This window comes from Paeniglutamicibacter antarcticus (assembly GCF_039544305.1).
GTDB classification, from domain to species: domain Bacteria; phylum Actinomycetota; class Actinomycetes; order Actinomycetales; family Micrococcaceae; genus Paeniglutamicibacter; species Paeniglutamicibacter antarcticus_C.
Genome location: NZ_BAABLK010000027.1, coordinates 224,304 through 241,173, shown reverse-complemented (window position 1 = coordinate 241,173; position 16,870 = coordinate 224,304). Strand labels below are relative to the sequence as shown.

At 62.7% G+C, this 16,870-nt stretch carries 21 protein-coding genes; 1 reads left to right on the top strand and 20 read right to left on the bottom strand.

The window, feature by feature from the left end; genetic code table 11:
* Positions 1 to 55: 55 nt before the first annotated feature.
* The 10 genes from ABEA12_RS08985 to ABEA12_RS08940 all read right to left on the bottom strand — a co-directional run bounded on the left by ABEA12_RS08985 (position 56) and on the right by ABEA12_RS08940 (position 10,489).
* The gene (locus ABEA12_RS08985) at positions 56 to 250 is read right to left on the bottom strand and encodes a hypothetical protein (RefSeq protein WP_210101499.1); all 195 of its coding nucleotides are present in this window, start codon (positions 248 to 250) and stop codon (positions 56 to 58) included.
* A gap of 201 nt (positions 251 to 451) precedes the next feature.
* Positions 452 to 1,222, bottom strand: a complete 771-nt coding sequence (locus ABEA12_RS08980) for a sulfite exporter TauE/SafE family protein (RefSeq protein ID WP_210102619.1) — start codon at positions 1,220 to 1,222, stop codon at positions 452 to 454.
* Between the two features lie 47 nt (positions 1,223 to 1,269).
* Positions 1,270 to 3,069 (bottom strand): proline--tRNA ligase, encoded by a 1,800-nt coding sequence (locus tag ABEA12_RS08975; RefSeq protein WP_210101500.1) that lies wholly within the window; start codon positions 3,067 to 3,069, stop codon positions 1,270 to 1,272.
* Positions 3,070 to 3,360: 291 nt separating this feature from the next.
* Entirely contained in the window at positions 3,361 to 4,227 is an 867-nt protein-coding gene (locus tag ABEA12_RS08970) for a hypothetical protein (RefSeq protein WP_210101501.1), read from the bottom strand.
* A gap of 350 nt (positions 4,228 to 4,577) precedes the next feature.
* A complete protein-coding gene (locus ABEA12_RS08965; protein ID WP_210101502.1) occupies positions 4,578 to 5,444 on the bottom strand; it encodes a hypothetical protein in 867 nt (288 codons plus the stop codon).
* Positions 5,445 to 6,205: 761 nt separating this feature from the next.
* Positions 6,206 to 6,826: a hypothetical protein gene (locus tag ABEA12_RS08960; RefSeq protein WP_210101503.1), complete on the bottom strand. Its 621-nt coding sequence runs from the start codon at positions 6,824 to 6,826 to the stop codon at positions 6,206 to 6,208.
* A gap of 276 nt (positions 6,827 to 7,102) precedes the next feature.
* Positions 7,103 to 7,927, bottom strand: coding sequence for a hypothetical protein (locus ABEA12_RS08955; protein WP_210101504.1), 825 nt, complete (start codon positions 7,925 to 7,927; stop codon positions 7,103 to 7,105).
* Positions 7,928 to 8,012: 85 nt separating this feature from the next.
* Positions 8,013 to 8,921: a GNAT family N-acetyltransferase gene (locus ABEA12_RS08950; protein WP_210101505.1), complete on the bottom strand. Its 909-nt coding sequence runs from the start codon at positions 8,919 to 8,921 to the stop codon at positions 8,013 to 8,015.
* The gene (ispG, locus tag ABEA12_RS08945) at positions 8,875 to 10,020 is read right to left on the bottom strand and encodes a flavodoxin-dependent (E)-4-hydroxy-3-methylbut-2-enyl-diphosphate synthase (protein WP_425571762.1); all 1,146 of its coding nucleotides are present in this window, start codon (positions 10,018 to 10,020) and stop codon (positions 8,875 to 8,877) included. Before ispG ends, ABEA12_RS08950 begins: the two co-directional genes overlap by 47 nt.
* Before the next feature lie 169 nt (positions 10,021 to 10,189).
* On the bottom strand, positions 10,190 to 10,489 hold the full coding sequence (locus ABEA12_RS08940; protein ID WP_210101507.1) for a YciI family protein: 300 nt from the start codon (positions 10,487 to 10,489) through the stop codon (positions 10,190 to 10,192).
* A gap of 336 nt (positions 10,490 to 10,825) precedes the next feature.
* Here ABEA12_RS08940 and ABEA12_RS08935 point away from each other — a divergent pair, with 336 nt between their 5' ends.
* Entirely contained in the window at positions 10,826 to 10,951 is a 126-nt protein-coding gene (locus tag ABEA12_RS08935) for a hypothetical protein (protein ID WP_345467707.1), read from the top strand.
* Between the two features lie 1,261 nt (positions 10,952 to 12,212).
* On the opposite strand, the gene ABEA12_RS08930 is transcribed toward ABEA12_RS08935, so the two are convergent.
* From ABEA12_RS08930 to ABEA12_RS08885, 10 genes are all read right to left on the bottom strand, one after another.
* Positions 12,213 to 12,473, bottom strand: coding sequence for a DUF3039 domain-containing protein (locus ABEA12_RS08930; protein WP_210101508.1), 261 nt, complete (start codon positions 12,471 to 12,473; stop codon positions 12,213 to 12,215).
* A 56-nt stretch (positions 12,474 to 12,529) separates the two neighbouring features.
* The gene (locus ABEA12_RS08925) at positions 12,530 to 13,087 is read right to left on the bottom strand and encodes a recombinase family protein (RefSeq protein WP_210101509.1); all 558 of its coding nucleotides are present in this window, start codon (positions 13,085 to 13,087) and stop codon (positions 12,530 to 12,532) included.
* A gap of 205 nt (positions 13,088 to 13,292) precedes the next feature.
* A complete protein-coding gene (locus ABEA12_RS08920; protein ID WP_210101510.1) occupies positions 13,293 to 13,436 on the bottom strand; it encodes a hypothetical protein in 144 nt (47 codons plus the stop codon).
* Between the two features lie 13 nt (positions 13,437 to 13,449).
* Complete coding sequence (locus tag ABEA12_RS08915) at positions 13,450 to 13,725, bottom strand: hypothetical protein (protein ID WP_210101511.1); 276 nt, start codon at positions 13,723 to 13,725, stop codon at positions 13,450 to 13,452.
* A 14-nt stretch (positions 13,726 to 13,739) separates the two neighbouring features.
* Positions 13,740 to 14,396, bottom strand: coding sequence for a hypothetical protein (locus ABEA12_RS08910; protein WP_210101512.1), 657 nt, complete (start codon positions 14,394 to 14,396; stop codon positions 13,740 to 13,742).
* 17 nt (positions 14,397 to 14,413) lie between these two features.
* Complete coding sequence (locus ABEA12_RS08905; protein WP_210101513.1) at positions 14,414 to 14,896, bottom strand: hypothetical protein; 483 nt, start codon at positions 14,894 to 14,896, stop codon at positions 14,414 to 14,416.
* Positions 14,887 to 15,438, bottom strand: a complete 552-nt coding sequence (locus ABEA12_RS08900; RefSeq protein ID WP_210101514.1) for a hypothetical protein — start codon at positions 15,436 to 15,438, stop codon at positions 14,887 to 14,889. The genes ABEA12_RS08905 and ABEA12_RS08900 overlap by 10 nt, the downstream gene beginning before the upstream one ends.
* Positions 15,439 to 15,658: 220 nt before the next feature.
* Complete coding sequence (locus tag ABEA12_RS08895) at positions 15,659 to 16,081, bottom strand: helix-turn-helix domain-containing protein (protein WP_210101515.1); 423 nt, start codon at positions 16,079 to 16,081, stop codon at positions 15,659 to 15,661.
* On the bottom strand, positions 16,078 to 16,731 hold the full coding sequence (locus tag ABEA12_RS08890) for a hypothetical protein (RefSeq protein ID WP_210101516.1): 654 nt from the start codon (positions 16,729 to 16,731) through the stop codon (positions 16,078 to 16,080). Before ABEA12_RS08890 ends, ABEA12_RS08895 begins: the two co-directional genes overlap by 4 nt.
* The gene (locus ABEA12_RS08885) at positions 16,724 to 16,870 is read right to left on the bottom strand and encodes a hypothetical protein (protein ID WP_210101517.1); all 147 of its coding nucleotides are present in this window, start codon (positions 16,868 to 16,870) and stop codon (positions 16,724 to 16,726) included. Before ABEA12_RS08885 ends, ABEA12_RS08890 begins: the two co-directional genes overlap by 8 nt.

The window sequence follows — 16,870 nt, the reverse complement described above, 5'->3', positions numbered from 1 at the left end:
CGCGGTGGACCTGCTCCACCGTGGGCAATTTTTCCGGCACGCACCCACGAAGGTCTTAGCGAGCGGGATGACCCGTATCGGCTGGGCCCGGGGGCTTTGCCGTCCTTTCCGGAACGAACCGGACGACCAGGACGACCAGGAACGCTGCACCTAGTGCGTACCTGACCCACTGGGCATCCCCGGACATCAGGTGGTCGCTGATGAACAGCACAACCACGAGAATGCTCAGGGCGATCTTCTTGATAGGCACCGCCCTTTTCCTGGGGACCGCTTCCTCCCTGGTCACTGCCGTTGAAAGGTATCCCTTCACCAGGGGTTCATCCCGGGGGCGGGCCCCAACGGTAGCATCCAGCTGTTGGCCACGGGATGTGGCATCCGGGGCGTGCCCGGCCAAGGCCTATTCCGCCGCCCGTTCGTAGGGAAAAGGGAAACGCACGGCCACGAAAATTACCTAGGAAGCCGGGAACAACACGTCGTAGCCGAGCTTGAGGATCAGTGCGCCAACGACCAGCAGAAAGACGACCCTGATGAATTTGCTGCCCTTGGCCACCGCCATGCGCGCGCCCAGGTAGCCGCCGCACATGTTTGCGGCGCCCAGCACCAGCCCGATCCCCCACAGCAGGTGGCCGGAGGGTATGAAGAACGCCAGTGCGCCGAGGTTTGTTGCCATATTTACGATCTTCGCCTTGGCGCTGGCAGCCAGGAAGTTGTACCCCATGAAAGCGACCATCGCGATAATCAGGAAGGATCCGGTGCCCGGCCCGATCAGCCCGTCATAGCCGCCGATGACCAATCCGATGACCGCGGCCACTGCGTAGTGCCTCGACCCGGAATAGCGCAGGTCCGTTAGCTCCCCTGCGGTCGGGCGAAAGAGCGTGAAGAGCCCTACGGCAACCAGAGCTGCGATGATAACGGGCTTGATCACGGATTCGGGCAACAGCGTGGCAAGGATCGCGCCGCCGAAAGAACCCATCAGTGCGACGCCCGCCATGGGCAGCGCCGTTTTCAGATCCGGCTGTGCCCTGCGGTAGTAGGTGATCGCGCTGGTGGTAGTGCCGAAGATGGAGCCAAGCTTGTTGGTGGCCAAAGCCTGCACCGGGGAGATCCCGGGCACCAGCAACAGCACCGGCAGCTGGAGCAGTCCCCCGCCGCCAACGACCGCATCGATCCAGCCGGCGGCAAAGCCGGCAAGCACGATCAGCGCAATGGTTCCGGCCTGCATTCCTTCCAGGCCGGAACCTTCAAGCAGCGCTGCTGCCTCGAACACGCCTAGCCCTTGACGAGGGCAGTCAGTTGCGCAACGACCTCGTCAACGGAAACGTCACTGCGTTCGCCGGTGGCACGGTCCTTGACCTCGACGAGCCCGTCGACCAGTCCTCGTCCGATGACCACGATCGTCGGTACTCCGATGAGCTCGGCGTCGGAGAACTTCACCCCGGCCGAGACCTTCAGGCGGTCGTCATAGATGACCTCGATGCCAGCTGAGTGCAGTTCATCGGCAATCTTCTGCGCGGCTTCGAAGAGCTCGGGAGCCTTGCCAGTGACCACCAGGTGGACGTCTGCCGGGGCGACGTTGCGCGGCCAGATCAGGCCGTTGGCGTCGCGGTTGGATTCAGCCAACGCTGCCACCGCGCGGGTGACCCCCACACCGTAGGAACCCATGGTGACGACCTTGAGCTTGCCGTTCTGGTCAAGGACCTTGCAATCCAGTGCCTGCGCGTACTTGCGGCCGAGCTGGAAAATGTGGCCCATCTCGATGCCGCGGGCGGTCACCAACGGTCCGGATCCGTCCGGGGCAGGGTCGCCTTCATGCACCTCGACGCACTCGATGGTGCCGTCCCAGGTGAAGTCGCGCTCGGCCACCAGGCCGAAGACATGCTTTCCGGACTCGTTGGCACCGGTGACCCAGGTGGAGCCCGGGACAACACGCGGATCCACAAGATAAAGGATCTTGGAGGCCGATTCGAGGCCGAGCACTGCCTTGCCTTCGCCCAGGCCCGGACCGATATAACCCTTGACCAGGGTCGGGTGCTTCTTCAGGTCGTCTTCGGATGCAGCCTCGAGTTGGACATCGCCACCTGTTTCCAGGTGGGCCGCGATGTTTGCCTCAACACGTTTGAGGTCCACGTCGCGGTCCCCGGGCAGTCCGATGGCCACGAGCTGGCGTTCACCGGTGGGCAGCTTGGCGGCCAGCACGACGTTCTTCAAGGTCTCAGCGGCACTCCATGCGCCGCTGGCGCGCGGAGCAACCTCGTTGGCACAGGCCACCAAGGTCTCGATGGTCGGGGTGTCGGGGGTGTCCTTGACCTCGAACGCGGGGGCGTCGGTGTAGTCGATGTCCGCAGGGACGACGGTGGTCACGGCCTCTACATTGGCGGCGTAGCCTCCGGCCGAGCGCACGAAGGTGTCCTCGCCGATCGGGTTCGGGTGCAGGAATTCTTCGGACTTCGATCCGCCCATGGCACCGGCGGTGGCGAAGACCGGGAGGATTTCCAGCCCGAGGCGCTCAAAAATCCTCAGGTAGGCGCCGCGGTGGGCCATATAGGCCTCGTCAAGGCCCTCGTCGTCGATGTTGAAGGAGTAGGAGTCCTTCATGATGAATTCGCGGCCGCGCAGCAGGCCGGCACGAGGGCGGGCCTCATCGCGGTACTTGTTTTGAATCTGGTACAGGTAGACCGGCAGGTCCTTGTAGGAACTGTAGAGGTCCTTGACCAGCAGGGTGAACATTTCCTCATGGGTCGGGGCCAGCAGGTAGTCCGCGCCTTTGCGGTCCTTGAGCCTAAAGAGTCCCTCGCCGTATTCGGTCCAGCGCCCGGTGGTCTCATATGGTTCGCGGGGCAGCAGAGCCGGGAAGTGGACTTCCTGGGCGCCGATGGCGTTCATTTCCTCGCGGATAATGGCTTCCACCTTGCCCAGCACGCGCAGTCCCAGCGGCAGCCAGGTGTAGATCCCTGGCGCGGCGCGGCGGATATAGCCGGCACGAACCAGCAGCCTGTGGCTGGCGACCTCGGCCTCGACCGGGTCTTCGCGCAGGGTGCGCATGAACATTGTGGAGAGTTTGAGGACCAAGCTAACTTTCCATTTCCGCGGACTGTTTCCAGACCGCAACATAGTGATTGGGGGGTGCAATTGTGCGGGCTCCCGGCGTTGGTCCCACAGAGCAGGACCGGGTCCGCTCATAGCGACACCGGGGTGCAATGCGGTCCATGTCCATCACGCGAGAATACGTGGACGAACCGGGGACTACAAGGCACTTGTTATATCCTACGTTGCTGCTCGGGCGCCGCGTGGCATCCGGGCGGCGAAGGGCAATTGCCACAGCCGCGCAGGGTCACGGCGTGCCTGCACGAGGTTCCGAAATCAGGATCCCTCGATGTGCAGCAGGACCAGGTTGATGTACTCCTCGGCCTTCTTCACCGCGGCATCCGCGTCCCGTGGGTTTTTGACGTCCACGGCTACCTTGTTTACTCCGTCATAGCCGGTAACCGTCACCGTCTTGGTGACCTTGCCAACGTCCTTCCCGTCGGCCGTGGCCTTAACCGTGCCAGCACCCGTGATCGCCAGCGTGGTGGCTGCATCGGTGTTGGCCTGGCCCTCATCTACCTGAGCATCGACTTCCCGGCCCTTCAGCTTCAGGGCGTACGTGGCACAGTTGACGGGTTCCAATTTGTCGATAGCCAACACTTCATCCAAGCTCCCTGGATCATCGAATGAACCGATGCTGATGCGGTTGCCTTCTGCATTCGAATCCGCCGGTAGGTTCACCTCGACCATGTTCATGTGGCTGAGCATCCCGTTCGAGCTGGACGTTGCGTACCCCTCGCATGCTGCAGGGTCGACTTCTATCTCCCCGACCAGTCCAGCCAGCTTGGTAGCCGAGGCCTTCAACGCGGAATCCCCGACGATCTCCACGCCACCACCCTGGTAGTAGCTCTCCACTGCTTGGGCCACTTGGAACAGTTCATCGGCGCTCAACTGCGCACCGGTTGAGGCGGCGCCGTCGGTCGTTCCGAAGCCGTTACCTTCGTCATCCGAGTCTGAGTCCCTGAAGCCCGAATCGGATTCGTTCTTTGTGGGTTCTTGCGCTTCGCTGCTTGCCGATGCTGTCATGGTTGCCTGTGGGTCTGCCTGTACGGTGCTGCTCGGGGTGGGGCCAAGGAGGCCGGAGCAGCCGGTCAAGGCAAGGGATGCTGCGAGCGGCAGTGCCCAAAAAACGGTTTTTTTCATCGTTACCTCATGACGTGTCATCGTCCGCAGGCCGTAGGCCTCGAATCGGAGTTACCTGAACACCCTACACAGTTAGCCGAGCCATTGAACTAATCCTCCGGGCGAGAATTCCTTGGTACCGTGTGCCCGCCCGCACAAAGACAAAAACACGGCGGGCCGGGGGTTGTCCCCATCCGACGTCGCCCGGGCACCCCGTCAGGTGCGCAGGAGAACCCTGTGTCGCACCTGCAAGAGCCTGCGCTACCTTTCCCGGCCTGTTTCCTGCCCGGAAAGCGGAACGGGCATGAAGGTTCGCCCGCACCCAATGGGGTTCAGCGAATCTTCCTGCCCGTTCGGTACTACCGGGGCCCCTACTGGCCCGACATGTGCAGCAGCGCTTCGTCTATAGTGTCCTGCGCCTGGATCAGCGAGACATCGGCGTCAGTCGGCCCGGTCACAGTGACTGCCACGACGTTGTTTCCGTCATAGGCGGTGACGATGACGGTCTTGACCGTCTGGCCCGCAACCTTCACGGTGCTTAGGTTGGCAAGGGTCACGTTGGCATCGGTGGTCGCCTTGCCGTCCTTCAGGCTCGCCTCGACATTCTGACCCTGCATCTTGACCGTGTACTCGGAGCAGTCGGCGGTAGCTGCCTTGGTCTTGGCCAACAGGTCGCCAACGAGTGCGGAGTCATCGAACGAGCTGATGGCGATGGTGGTCGTCTGGGCGCTCGCGTCACCGGGAACCGCCACGGCGACCTGGTTGGCGTGGCTGATCTGGTCGGACACGCTGCCGGTATTGAAGACGGCACACTTTTCCGGGGAAACCTCCATGTCGCCCATGACGCCTTCGAGCTGCGAGGCGCCATCCTTGAGCTCGGCATCTTTCAGGATCTGGGTCCCGGGGCGGGGGTCGGTTGCTTCAAGCGCCTGTCCGACACTGTAGAGCTGTTCTGCGGTCAACTGCTTGGCAGGAGTCGCCTTTGCCTCGAACGAACCCTGTCCGTCGCTTCCGTCACTCGAATCCCCGAAACCCGAATCGGCTTCCGACGCGGACTCGGTGGGTGCCGTCGCCTGGGCCGACGCTGATTCCGACTCGGACGGGGTGGGTGCCGTCGCACTCTGTTCGACGCTGGCTTCGGTCGGGCTCGGGCTGGACTCGGAGCCGAAGAGGCCGGAGCAGCCAGTCAATGCGAGTGTTGCGGCTAGTGGCAATGCCCAGAAAGCGGTTCTTTTCATCGTGACCTCATGAAGTGTCTTTGTCCGTGGCCGTACGCCCCGAATCGCGGTTACATGAATACCCTACACAGTTAGCCGAGTCGGTGAACTAACCTCTCGGCGCTGTGCAGCCCCCGGCACGGGCTTCCCGCCCCACCGCCGGAAACACACGGATGGCCCCATTGCCCCCATCCCGCCTTGTCAGTCATGGCCCTTGCCAACCGTTCGGCGGCACCAAACAGCAGCAGCGAACGACCGAAAAATATCGGACCCGGGCCGATGCCACAGTTAACACCGAGACCGGCAGTGTCGCCACGGACATCGCCGGCAAGCCGTTCCGTGTTCTTTTCCACCCCGGCGTTCGCCGTTCCATGATCTTCTCAACGCATTTCCGTGCCTCAATCCCGCCGATGGCGGCGGCAAGCTGGGTGCGAGGCTTTGCCCCGCACCACGGAGCAAGCAAATCCTCGAGCCCTGCAGATGACACGGTGGGTCGTTCCTGGCCCGACCCCTGCAGCAATGCGCTCACTCGATAAGGCCTTCGGCGTTGGCCACCGAGACGCCGGGGCCCTTCGGGGGAACCACGTAGATGCCGACCCTGTTGCATCCTGTCGAAGCCACTGACGCTCGAGGTTCTTTCACTGTGGCCAACGAACATCGCCGTGCCCCTGGCCGCCGACGCCTCTGGTCCGTGATGGCGCCACCGCAACTTCAGCGGCATCCTCTTTAGGAACCGAGGGAAACGCTGATGCCTTTCACTGTCGTTAAAGGGGGACCGGCTACTACGTCTTCCGGGAGACCATCTCCAACACCGCGGTTGCCCGCTCCTGGGCTTCGAGAGGATCTTTCGCGGTGTCGCTCCCGCCGGTGATGCTGACGCTGACCACGTGGGAGCCTTGGATTCCGCTCACCGACACGATGTTGATCTTGGTGCCGCCGGTGTCAATGACGACAAGGTAGGCCCCGTTATGCGTAGCGCTCGTAGTGGCCTTCAGCCCCTCCAAGGTCATTTCCATTTCCTGTCCTTCAAGCGTCAGGGTGAACTCTGAACAGTCGTTGAGGAAACCCACGCTTCCGGACAGGTTCGCTTTCGCGTCGGCCACCTCGCCGTAGGAGCTGATGCCCACTTCGGTTTCTTCAAGGTAGGTGTCCTCGGGCAGCACCCCGGAGATGGTGTTCATCTTTTCGAGTTCCGCGGCAATCTCCCCTTCGACAAAGACGTTGCAGGCTTTCGGGGTGATCTTGATGGCTTCGCTCGCCTTTGCAGCCAGCGGAATTTGCGCGGTGAGCATGTCTTGATCGGTGATGACGGCCTTTTCGTTCACCGCGGCGATCAGCTCGGCGATTTCCGCCAGGTCCTGGGCGTCGAGCTGCCGTGGGGCGGCCTGCGAAGAGGATTCCATTCCTTCCGGAGCTCTCTGGGAGCAGCCCGGCAGCATCAGTGCAATTAACGGAATCAGCAGAAACGCGTATTTCTTCACGAAAATCCTCGAGGGGTGCGGGCGATGCGGTGGTGCACGGACCGTGAGCAGCCGTTGCCCACCGTCCACAGCCTATGAGGGAAGAAGCGCGAAGCAACAAGGCCACGGCGCTTTGCGGCGAGTCGCAGCTCCGGCACGTGACGTGCCCACCAGCACACCGGCACGGGTCCAAGGGACCGCCTTGCGGCCTTGGGCCGGCTAGGGCGCCGGAGTCCGCCCCGGCTGTGTGCTGCGCAGGATACCCAGCATCGACTCGATGTCGGCCAACGCCTGTGTGGTGGCTTCCTCGGGTTCACCGGCAACGACGCGGGTCGCGGTCATCATGGTATGCCCGTCAATGGCACGGACTGAGACGCTACGGGTTTCCTTCGTCCCGTTCACGCTTTCGAGCATGCTGGCCGAGGAATACGGTGCCGAGGTCGTGACATCCAGTCGCGAGACGGTGGAAAGGATCGTTTGTCCGTCGGCGGTCACGGTGTACTTGCCGCAGGATTCGTCCAGGTGCTGCTGCGCCGCCACATCCGCCACCAGTGCGCCGCGATCCTGGTATGACGCCACCATCAGGTCTCCACCGCCAGCTGGCGGCAGGACGGCCGCGGCCATGGCCGCCTGGTCAAGCTGCTCCCTGATGTTGCCGATCCCGTAGAGCCCGCATTTCTCAGGCACAACGGTGATCCCTTCGAGCCATTTCTCGGCCTTGGGCAGTTGGCTGCGCAGGGCTTGCTGGTCGTTGACCTGGGTTCCCGGTGTGGCATCGGCCCACTTCTGCACGGCTGCCATCATCGCCGCCGCGTCCAGGTAGCCCATTTCCTCGGCCACCGGCGTGTTTTTAGGGATTGTGTTCCCCGGGGTGCTTCCCGGGCCGGGGACCGGCACCGGGGCCTGCGGCGTCTGCGCAGGCTCCCCGGGCTGGGCCCCGGGGTTGCTGGTGCAGGCGCCCAGTGCGAACACCAGGCAAACGGCGGCCAGGGATGTGAAGGCCTTGGCGCTCTTCGCAATGCTCCGTGATGGGTGGGAGGTCACGTATGGCTTTCTGCTCGGCGGCCCGCAATACGGAGCACGATCTCGGTTTTCTGGGTTCTCACGGGCTCCCGAAGCGGCCGGGGACTCAGAAGAGGATGGTCGCAAACTCTCCGATCTCTTCGAATCCGACCTTGGTGTAGGTGGCGATTGCCGGGGCGTTGTAATCGTTGACGTAGAGGCTGGTGGTCGGGGCAAGTCCCAGTGCATACTGGGCAACGGCCGCCATGTAACCGGCGGCCTTGCCCATCCCGCGCTGCCCGGGGCTCATCCAGACACCCTGGATTTGCGTTGCCCGGGGGGTGACGGTGCCCAATTCGGCTTTGAAGGTGATCGCGCCGTTTGCGTCGAGGTCGAGCAGCGAATGTCCCGAGGCGATCAACGAGCGGACCCGGGAGCGGTAAAACGATCCGCCGTTGGTTAGCGGCGAGTACCCTAGCTCCTCCTCGAACATCTGCGCGCAGGCGGGCAAGACAACGTCGTACTCCCCCGGGTGGCTGGGCCTCAGCATGGGGGCGGGTTCGACGCAAGGGGCTCCGGAGAGGGTCATCAGGGGTTGGTTGGGGCGTACGCTGAAGGCCTGTTGCGGGCCCTCGACAAGTACGCTCCACATCCCCATGACCGCCTCGGAGGGGCCAAAGCAGGAGGCAAAGGTGCGGTTCAGCGACTTCACGGCCCGACCGAACTCCTCGGCATCGGCCGCCGTGATGTTGATCGGGACGATGTTGGCCCCGATCCAGCACGCGGAGACCAGCAAGGAACCTTCGAAACGGCCCAGGATCAGCGAACCGCCCATGCCCGGACGGGCGGATCCGGTGACGTCCAACTGCGCATCCATGAAGATGTTCGCAACAGGGTCAAGGGAAACGAGTGCGCGCAAGGCTGCGCTGTCCGCGTCCCCCAAGACACGGATGGCCGATGTGAGCGCGTCGCCGGCTCCCGGGTTGCGTCTAGCTGACGGTAACCACGGGGCCACTTTGGACAGGATTTTCGCCATCCGCATTCCCCATTTCCTCGGCGATGCGCATCGCCTCTTCTATCAGTGTCTCAACAATCTGGTCTTCGGGCACTGTCTTGATGACCTTGCCCTTAACAAAGATCTGGCCCTTGCCGTTGCCGGAAGCCACACCGAGGTCCGCCTCGCGGGCCTCGCCGGGTCCGTTGACGACGCAGCCCATCACGGCAACACGCAGCGGCACCTCGAGTCCTTCCAGGCCCGCGGTAACCTGGTCGGCCAACGTGTATACATCCACCTGGGCGCGGCCACAGGACGGGCAGGAAACGATCTCGAGCTTACGCGGGCGCAGGTTCAGCGACTGCAGGATCTGCGCGCCGACCTTGACTTCCTCAATCGGCGGGGCGGAGAGCGAGACGCGGATGGTGTCCCCAATGCCCTTGGAGAGCAATGCGCCGAAGGCGGTGGCGGACTTGATGGTTCCTTGGAAGGCAGGGCCTGCCTCGGTGACTCCGAGGTGCAGCGGCCAGTCCCCGCGCTCGGCCAGCAGCTCGTAGGCGCGGACCATCACAACCGGGTCGTTGTGCTTCACCGAGATCTTGAAGTCGTGGAAGTCGTGTTCCTCAAAGAGCGAGGCTTCCCAGACGGCGGATTCGACAAGGGCCTCGGGGGTCGCCTTGCCGTACTTTTCCATCAGGCGCGGATCCAGCGAACCGGCGTTGACACCGATGCGGATCGAGGTGCCCGCGGCCTTGGCGGCCTCGGCGATCTGCTTGACCTGGTCGTCGAACTTGCGGATGTTCCCCGGGTTCACCCGGACGGCGGCGCAACCGGCGTCGATCGCGGCGAAGACGTACTTGGGCTGGAAGTGGATGTCGGCGATCACCGGGATCTGCGACTTCTTTGCGATGATCGGCAATGCCAGTGCGTCCTCGGTCGCCGGGCAGGCAACACGCACGATGTCGCAACCGGTGGCCGTAAGTTCGGCGATCTGCTGCAGCGTGGCGTTGATGTCCGTCGTCGGAGTCGTCGTCATCGACTGGATGCTGATGGGGCTCTCGGAGCCAACACCGACCGAACCCACGTTGATTTGGCGGGTCTTGCGTCGTGGGGCAAGAACCGGTGGCGGAGCCTGTGGCATGCCGAGACTGACCGGGATCGAGGTCAAGATTTCCTCCGTGGTGTTTAGTGTTCAAGCTGATTCCATTATCACCCCTGCGGGCCCCCTCCAGGGGCAGTAATCTCGCAGGGCGAAGCTATACGCGCTCCCACGGGCCAAGGCAAGGCCCCTGATCACACTTCGGTGCTAGCTAGGCATGGTGCGCGAGTTCACCGGTGACAGGGCTCCATTCGGTCATCCGCAGCACGGCGATGGTGCCGTTGATGGCGAACGGGTCCTTGGCCAGTCTCTCCGCCAAGGCTGCCTGGCTCGGGGCCGCAATCAGCAGCAAGGCGCCGGAACCATCGACGTAGGGACCCGAGGCAACCAGTGCGATTCCATCGGAATCCGCGACCAGACCGGCCAGAAATTCCCGGTGCGCCGGGCGATGTTCGTCGCGGATGGACTCGGTATCGGCAACATATACGTATTCAACTGCAAAAACACTCATGGGCAACAGCATAATGCGTCCCGGGCCCAAAGGTGTCTCCGCTCCCCCGCCGGCGCACGCCGGCGACCTCCGCAGCGACCGGGATCATCCCTGCGGCCCGGGTCCGTCGGCCCAGTGCCCCGCGAGCCAATCCCGACCTGCGATCGGCCAGGTACCCCGCCGGGTCAACCGAAGATCGACACCGGGGCAACCTTAGTGTGAACACATAAAGGCCCCGGCAGTGCTGAAACACTCCGGGGCGTGGTCACCGTAACTAAGGACGGCAACATGAATAATCCTAGTCCATTCACGCCCGGAACTCGCGTAAGAGTGTTCCCTGCTGGCAAGACTGGCACCGTGGCAGAGTCCACGCCGCGTTATGCCTCCATCCCCGGCTTCGTGCCCGTACTTTTCGACGGCCACGATAAGGCCCAGCCCTGTTCCGCTGACAACCTGGTCAGCATTGAGCAGGTGGCCAAGTGAAGCGCGCAGTACAACGCACGGCACAAAGCGTGTTTTGGCTGTCCTGCGTCTCCGTAGCGCTCATGGTTGCCGCTCTCCCCTCCCTGCTCACGGGTCCGTTCTAGGGCCTCTCCCACTCCCCCGGGGCGTACACAGTTTGTACTCCCTTGGGCGGTGGTTGGGAAGTGATCACGGGACTCTTGGGGGATTCCGTGGCCGCTTCCGAGCCACACGCTCGGCGCGTTCCTACTGTCCTAGCGCTTCACAGTGACAGCGCGGTTTAGTACCCACCTTTAGGCCAATACCGCTTGGCTACCGACGCCCACGGCCGGGGCACCGGGTGACGACAGCGTGCCCTCGTTTTGAGGGTGCGCTACAGGTCGTTCAAATATCGCTGAGAGTGGGCGGGGGCTTTGGGAAATTCTGGGGTGGGGACCTTGCAAGGCCAGGGCCCTATGGGCTCCGCTCTTCTACTCTTTGAACCGGACCCCGTGAGCACGTAAGCAACCTGATCCCCTGGCAACGTGAGCGGCCGGCGTTCCATCCTTCGCCACTATGAGAGGTAGTTTCATGCAGACACAACAGGAGCGGGCAACACAAGGGCGGGCAACACGGCCGCATGGTTACCCGGTAAGTCCTTCGGCTTCGATCTATGACGCTGGTGCATTCACCATTGGAGCGGGGAAGGTGTGGCATCGTCCGCGGTTCTTTGCTGGGGTGCAGGTGATCGCTTGGTGCGGCGCGTACGGCTTCTCTGATTACTTCGCTGTGTATCCCGGTGATTGGCAGGGGCAGGACTACAGCACGCGGCCAGTGCTCTATGGTGGCGCGGATGCTCTGCCACTGTGCACGGCGTGTGTCGATTCAGTGGGCCGGGCCCCGCTACAGTAGAGATTTTCCGCCGGCCAGTCGCCGATAAAACTAACTATTGAGGATCTAGAAGCAATGGCAACTTTGCGAGAAATGAAAATAGCAGACTTGAATGATCACGGCGCGTGGCATGTGCTCGGCTTCATGTTGGAACGAATCGAGAGCAACGGGAGTGCATCACAAGGAGATGTGAATGAAGCGCTAGATTCCCTGATTAGTTCCCGTGAGCCCGGCGAGTACATGAACGCACGGGCTTGTCGGCGGAACGTCGGGGCTTATGCTGCACACCCGGATAAGGCATAGCTAGGCGCAGTCGGACTTTTCAGGGTCAACCGTGAAAAGGTCGTGGCGTCCCTTATGCCATGGAAAGGCCCCGCTCACCGTTATGGTGGCGGGGCCTCTGTCGTGACGGTCAGGACTTCGCGTTGTTCCGTTCGATCATGTTTTCGTGGAGGTCTTTGCACATGGCGCAGACGGCCAGCTTGGGCCCGCGTGCCGTTCCTCCGCCTTGCGCTTGGATAACGTAGGTGGCTCCACACAGTGCCGTTACCGGTGTTCCCATGACGATTGATTCCGTGATCTGATTCTTTAGCGCAAAGTGGTTGAATCCCCGGCCGTTGGCGTTGAGGTCGATGCTCTGCGGGGCGGTGGTGCTCGTGGTGCTCGTTGTCATGCGTCTATCTCCATTTGTGTGGTGGTGGTCGGTTGGGCGGGGTGCCCTGGTCTTAGTTATTCGGCGGTGGCTAGGTAGCGGTAGACGGTGGCGCGTGAGACTTGTAGACGCTTGGCGATGTAATCCACGCCCTTGCCTTCGGCTTTCCACTTGCGGGCATCGAACAAATCTAGTTGGTTTGCCTTGCGGGGTCGGCCTCCGTGGTGTCCGTTCTTTGCTGCTTCGGCCAGTCCTGCCCGTGTGCGCTCTACGATCTGGTCTCTCTCGAGCTGTGCGAACGCGGACATGATGGTGAGCATGGCCTTCCCCATGGGGCCGGCGGTGTCGATGCGCTCGGTGAGGGATTCAAACATGCAGCCCTTGGCTTCAATGGTTTCGATCAGGTCGAGCAGGTTCTTTGTGTTGCGGCCCAGCCGGTCGAACTTCCAGATGACTACGGTGTCACCTTCGCGCAGGTGGTCGAGCATGGCGGTCAGCTGGGGGCGTTCGGCTTTGGTGCCGCTCACGCCGTCATCGGTGAATACGCGGGTGCATCCGGCGGCTTCGAGTGCGCTGGTCTGTAGTGCGGCGTCCTGGTCGGTGGTGCTGACTCGTGCATATCCGATGCGTGCCATGTCCTGATCCCTTAGTCTCATATTCCCGTTGTGATGTTGATATGAGACTAACAGGTTATGCGACACGTTTGCAAGACTGAGCGAACCGCGGAAACATGCAGCACGCTCACATTTGAAATGCGTTCGTTCCAAGTCGCACCCATCCAACGTATTTGAGACACAACAAAGGCCCCACCAATAACGGCGGGGCCCTGCTGGAACGGGTCTAAGCTGCGGCGACGCGCAGGGCGGTCTCTGCCCCTGCAAGGAACGCACGGCCGGCCTTTGACACAACCATGCGCCCATCTTCCATTGGTGCCCGCATGGCGGCCAGCTGGTCGGCTAGTTCTACCTGCTGTTCTTCGGTCATGGTTCCCACTCCCCTACAGGTCGATGCTTGCGGCGCGCAGCGTAGCTTCTGCCCCGGTGATGAAGTCCATCCCCCGGCGACTGATGCCCAGCGTCTCGGCATAGTCCGGATCTGATTTGAAAAGTTCCTGCACCTTGGCCAGGGCGTCGGCTGCTCCCCAAACGGTCGGGCCGGGGTTCTCCGGGTCGTCGCCGGTGATCGGCGGGTATCCCAATGAACCGTCTTCAAACATGCGTGCGGCGCGCTCCATGGGCCCGGGCTGTGCCGTGGTGTCTGTCTCGTTGCTCATGGTCCTAGTCTCCCCTAGTTGAACGTGCGGCCGTCTGCCAGTGCTTCGGTGACACAATCCGGGACCATGCCGGCGTATTCGTAGAGCGGCTGGCCCATCGAGGGGAAGTCGGTCCCTAGCTGCTGGTTGATTTCCCAGAAACTATCAGGTGTTTTCCCGTTGGCGATGAAGTATCGGATGACGGCCGTGCGAACGTCGCCGCGGAATGCTTCGTCACGGAGTGCCCCGGCCTTGCCAACATGGGACACCGTGGCAGTGCCTTCCCGGTAGCTCCGGCGCTCCCACTCGGCATCGTCGAACTCTTCGAGCTTGGCCAGCATGGCATTGACCTTGGCCTCGTGCGCGTCGGCTTGCTTGCGTGCCTTGTCGGCGCGGGCTGTTTCGTCCTCGGCGGCGGTTTCCAGCGCTGCAAGGCGTGCCGTTTTCAGTCGGCCGGCTGCCTCGGTTGCTGCCTGGTCATAGGCGCGGGCCTTGCGTTCCAAGCTCTGCACCTGCAAGGTGACGCGTTCGGCGGCGCTCTCGTCTTCGAGGATCGCGGCCCCGGCGTTGGCGTCGAGGTCGTTTGCTTCGGCGCGTGCTGCTGCTGCCTTGGCTTGCCACTCGGTGACGGTGGCCTCGGCTTTGATGATGTTGTTCTGTGCGCGTTCGGCACTCGTGGCGATAAGGGCCATGGTGTGATGCTCCTAAGTCAGTCGGTAAGTTTGCGGGTGTTGCGGTCAAGCTCGGCGGCCGCGGCTTCCATGCGGGCGGCTTGTGCCTCTGCTATCGGTCGGGCCTTATCCACAATCGTGGTGAGGGCCAGCAGGCGGGCCCAGTACGCGGCGCGGGACTCGAGGCGGGCATAGAGTCGGGCGGGCATCCATCGGGGTCTGTGCACGCCGTCCATGATGTGGCCCAAGGCGTATCCTGCGTACTCGCTCACGCCGTCCCCGCCTGTCTTGCGGACACCGAACGCCCGGTGCAATAGAAGCTCATGGGCGAGGCACACATAGGACTTGTGGCCGCTGGCATCGATCACTTCACTGTCCGCGTTCCCGGGATAGTTCCCAATGCACATAGTGCAGGTGTCTCCCACGCCTGTGGAGTTGGGCCGGCCGGTGAAGATCGGACCCATGAGCGGGTGGATCTTCCCGCCGATGTGCAGGGCGGCGGCTTTGAGCCTTAGAGCCACGGGCTCTTGCCCTGTTCGCTAATCATCTGAATGTTCCCGTTGACGCGTGTCGTCTTAGGTGTGGTGCTCAGCTTGGCCGCGGGCTTGGTGGTCGCGCTCTTCGGCTTCGCTTCGCGCACCGTGGCCGTGGTGCTGGTGGCCCGTTCCTTGATGATGCGCGCAGCTTCGTCGAGACGGTCAAACTCGGTGGGGTTGGATGCGGCCGCGGTTTCGTAGGCTTCAATGAGTGCCTGCTCTACACGCATTTCGACGATGCCGCCGGTGAGCTTCGGATCTGCCTTGAGCATGGCCTCTGCAAGCTGCGTCTTGGCGGCTTCCACGCCCAACGTGCCCAGCCAATCGTTGGCGCCGGGCTTGCCTGTGCCGATGGGGTTCTGGTCGTCGTGGCCCAGTGCCTTGAGTACGGCGTTCTGGTGGGCCTCTTCGACTTTGCTGGGCTGTCCAGTCAGCACGCGGTGGATGCTGTCGTTGTGGGCTTCCTTTGCGGGGCTGGAAACGCCGTTGAGTGCGTTCACGATGTCTTGGTTGGTTGGCTCTGCCATGGTCCCTACTTCCGAAAGTATTGGTGTTGTTCGGTGGGCCGGGGCGATCCAGCTCCCGGCCCACCATTGGGGGTGAGCGTCCGAAAAACCCTTGCGGGCAACCCGGCTCCGGACGCTCGGTGTCAGGGAGAGAAGGAGGAAATGAACCTGACATGCCCCACTCTGCCCGGGTGCAAAGTATCGTGCTGCTAATTTCCCCAAACACGGGAATTTGAGGTAACTAGGCGGCCTTCGGCATGGTCTGGGCCAGCTTCAAGGCGTCCAAGCTCTCGCGGGAAATATGCCAGAACTTCCCGTCACGCTTCCCAGTCAGTCGCCCGGCTTCCCGGTACTTGCGGACCATGTTCACCGTCCGGTCAAGCTCTCGCGCTGCAACGGCGGTAGATACCCACGCGGGCGGCTCCGGTGCTGCCGCAAGTGCTGCCATAGTCCGTAGACCCTGCATCTCGCGGTAAGCCTCTGCGGACTCGCGGATTTCGTGAACCTCGTCCATGACCTTGGCGCGCTCCCCTGGTGGCAGGTTGGCGAGGATCTGGGCCAGCACGGCCGGGTCCGGCAACCTTGTCACAAGGACGTGTGAAGTCAGCGGCGATAAGACAGCACGGGCAATGCGGGCCCGGGACTTGGGCCGGTAGCCGCTCATGCTGCATCCCCCGCTAGCCGGCGCATTTCCTCCGGAACAATCTGCCCAGTGAGTGCGGCCTGTTCCGTGGTGAGGTTCAGCCGGTCAAGGATGCGGCGCACGACCATAGCCACAAGTGCCCCGTCAGCTTCGGCCATACGCAGGCGTCTCTCTTCGACTCCGGCGCGCAGGGCCTTCGAGGCGTACTCGGCAAGCTGGTCTTCGGCTTGGCGCAGGAGGGACCACCACACGCTTGGCAACGCCTTCTCTGTGGACACGGAGATAGGTCCTTCGGGGCCCACACCTTCCCGGTGCTCTATCGTTCCCCATGCCAGATGCGCGGGTTCCAATTCCTGCACCTTCCCGCGCAACCATTGGACCTCCCCGTGCTTCCACGCAATGAGCTTTAGCAGGGCCTGCGCCGGGTCTATGGGGGTCGGTTCCCCAAGAGCTTTTAGAGCTCGTCTGGCGGCGTCCTGTTGCACTCGCTCGGCTGCCTTCGCGGCAACGGATGGGGCCTTTGCTCCATGGATGTTGCAGACGGTCGCGCCCTTGGCCGGGACCCGCTTGCATCGGTTCCCCGATTGCTTGGCTTTGGCGGTGCATTGTCTGGTGGCGTCCATGAGGTCATCGGATTCTGGTGGCGTCCATGAGGTCTCTGCGTTAGTCATGGCGTCGGTCCTGCTGGTCGTCGTCCTGGTGTCGTGGTGCGCGTTGGGTGTAGTTGCTCTTGGAGGTTGCGCGCTTGGCTGCTTCGAGTAGTGCGCGCTGGCGTTTCTGGTGTCCAATGTCGTGCTTTTGCTTGGCCAT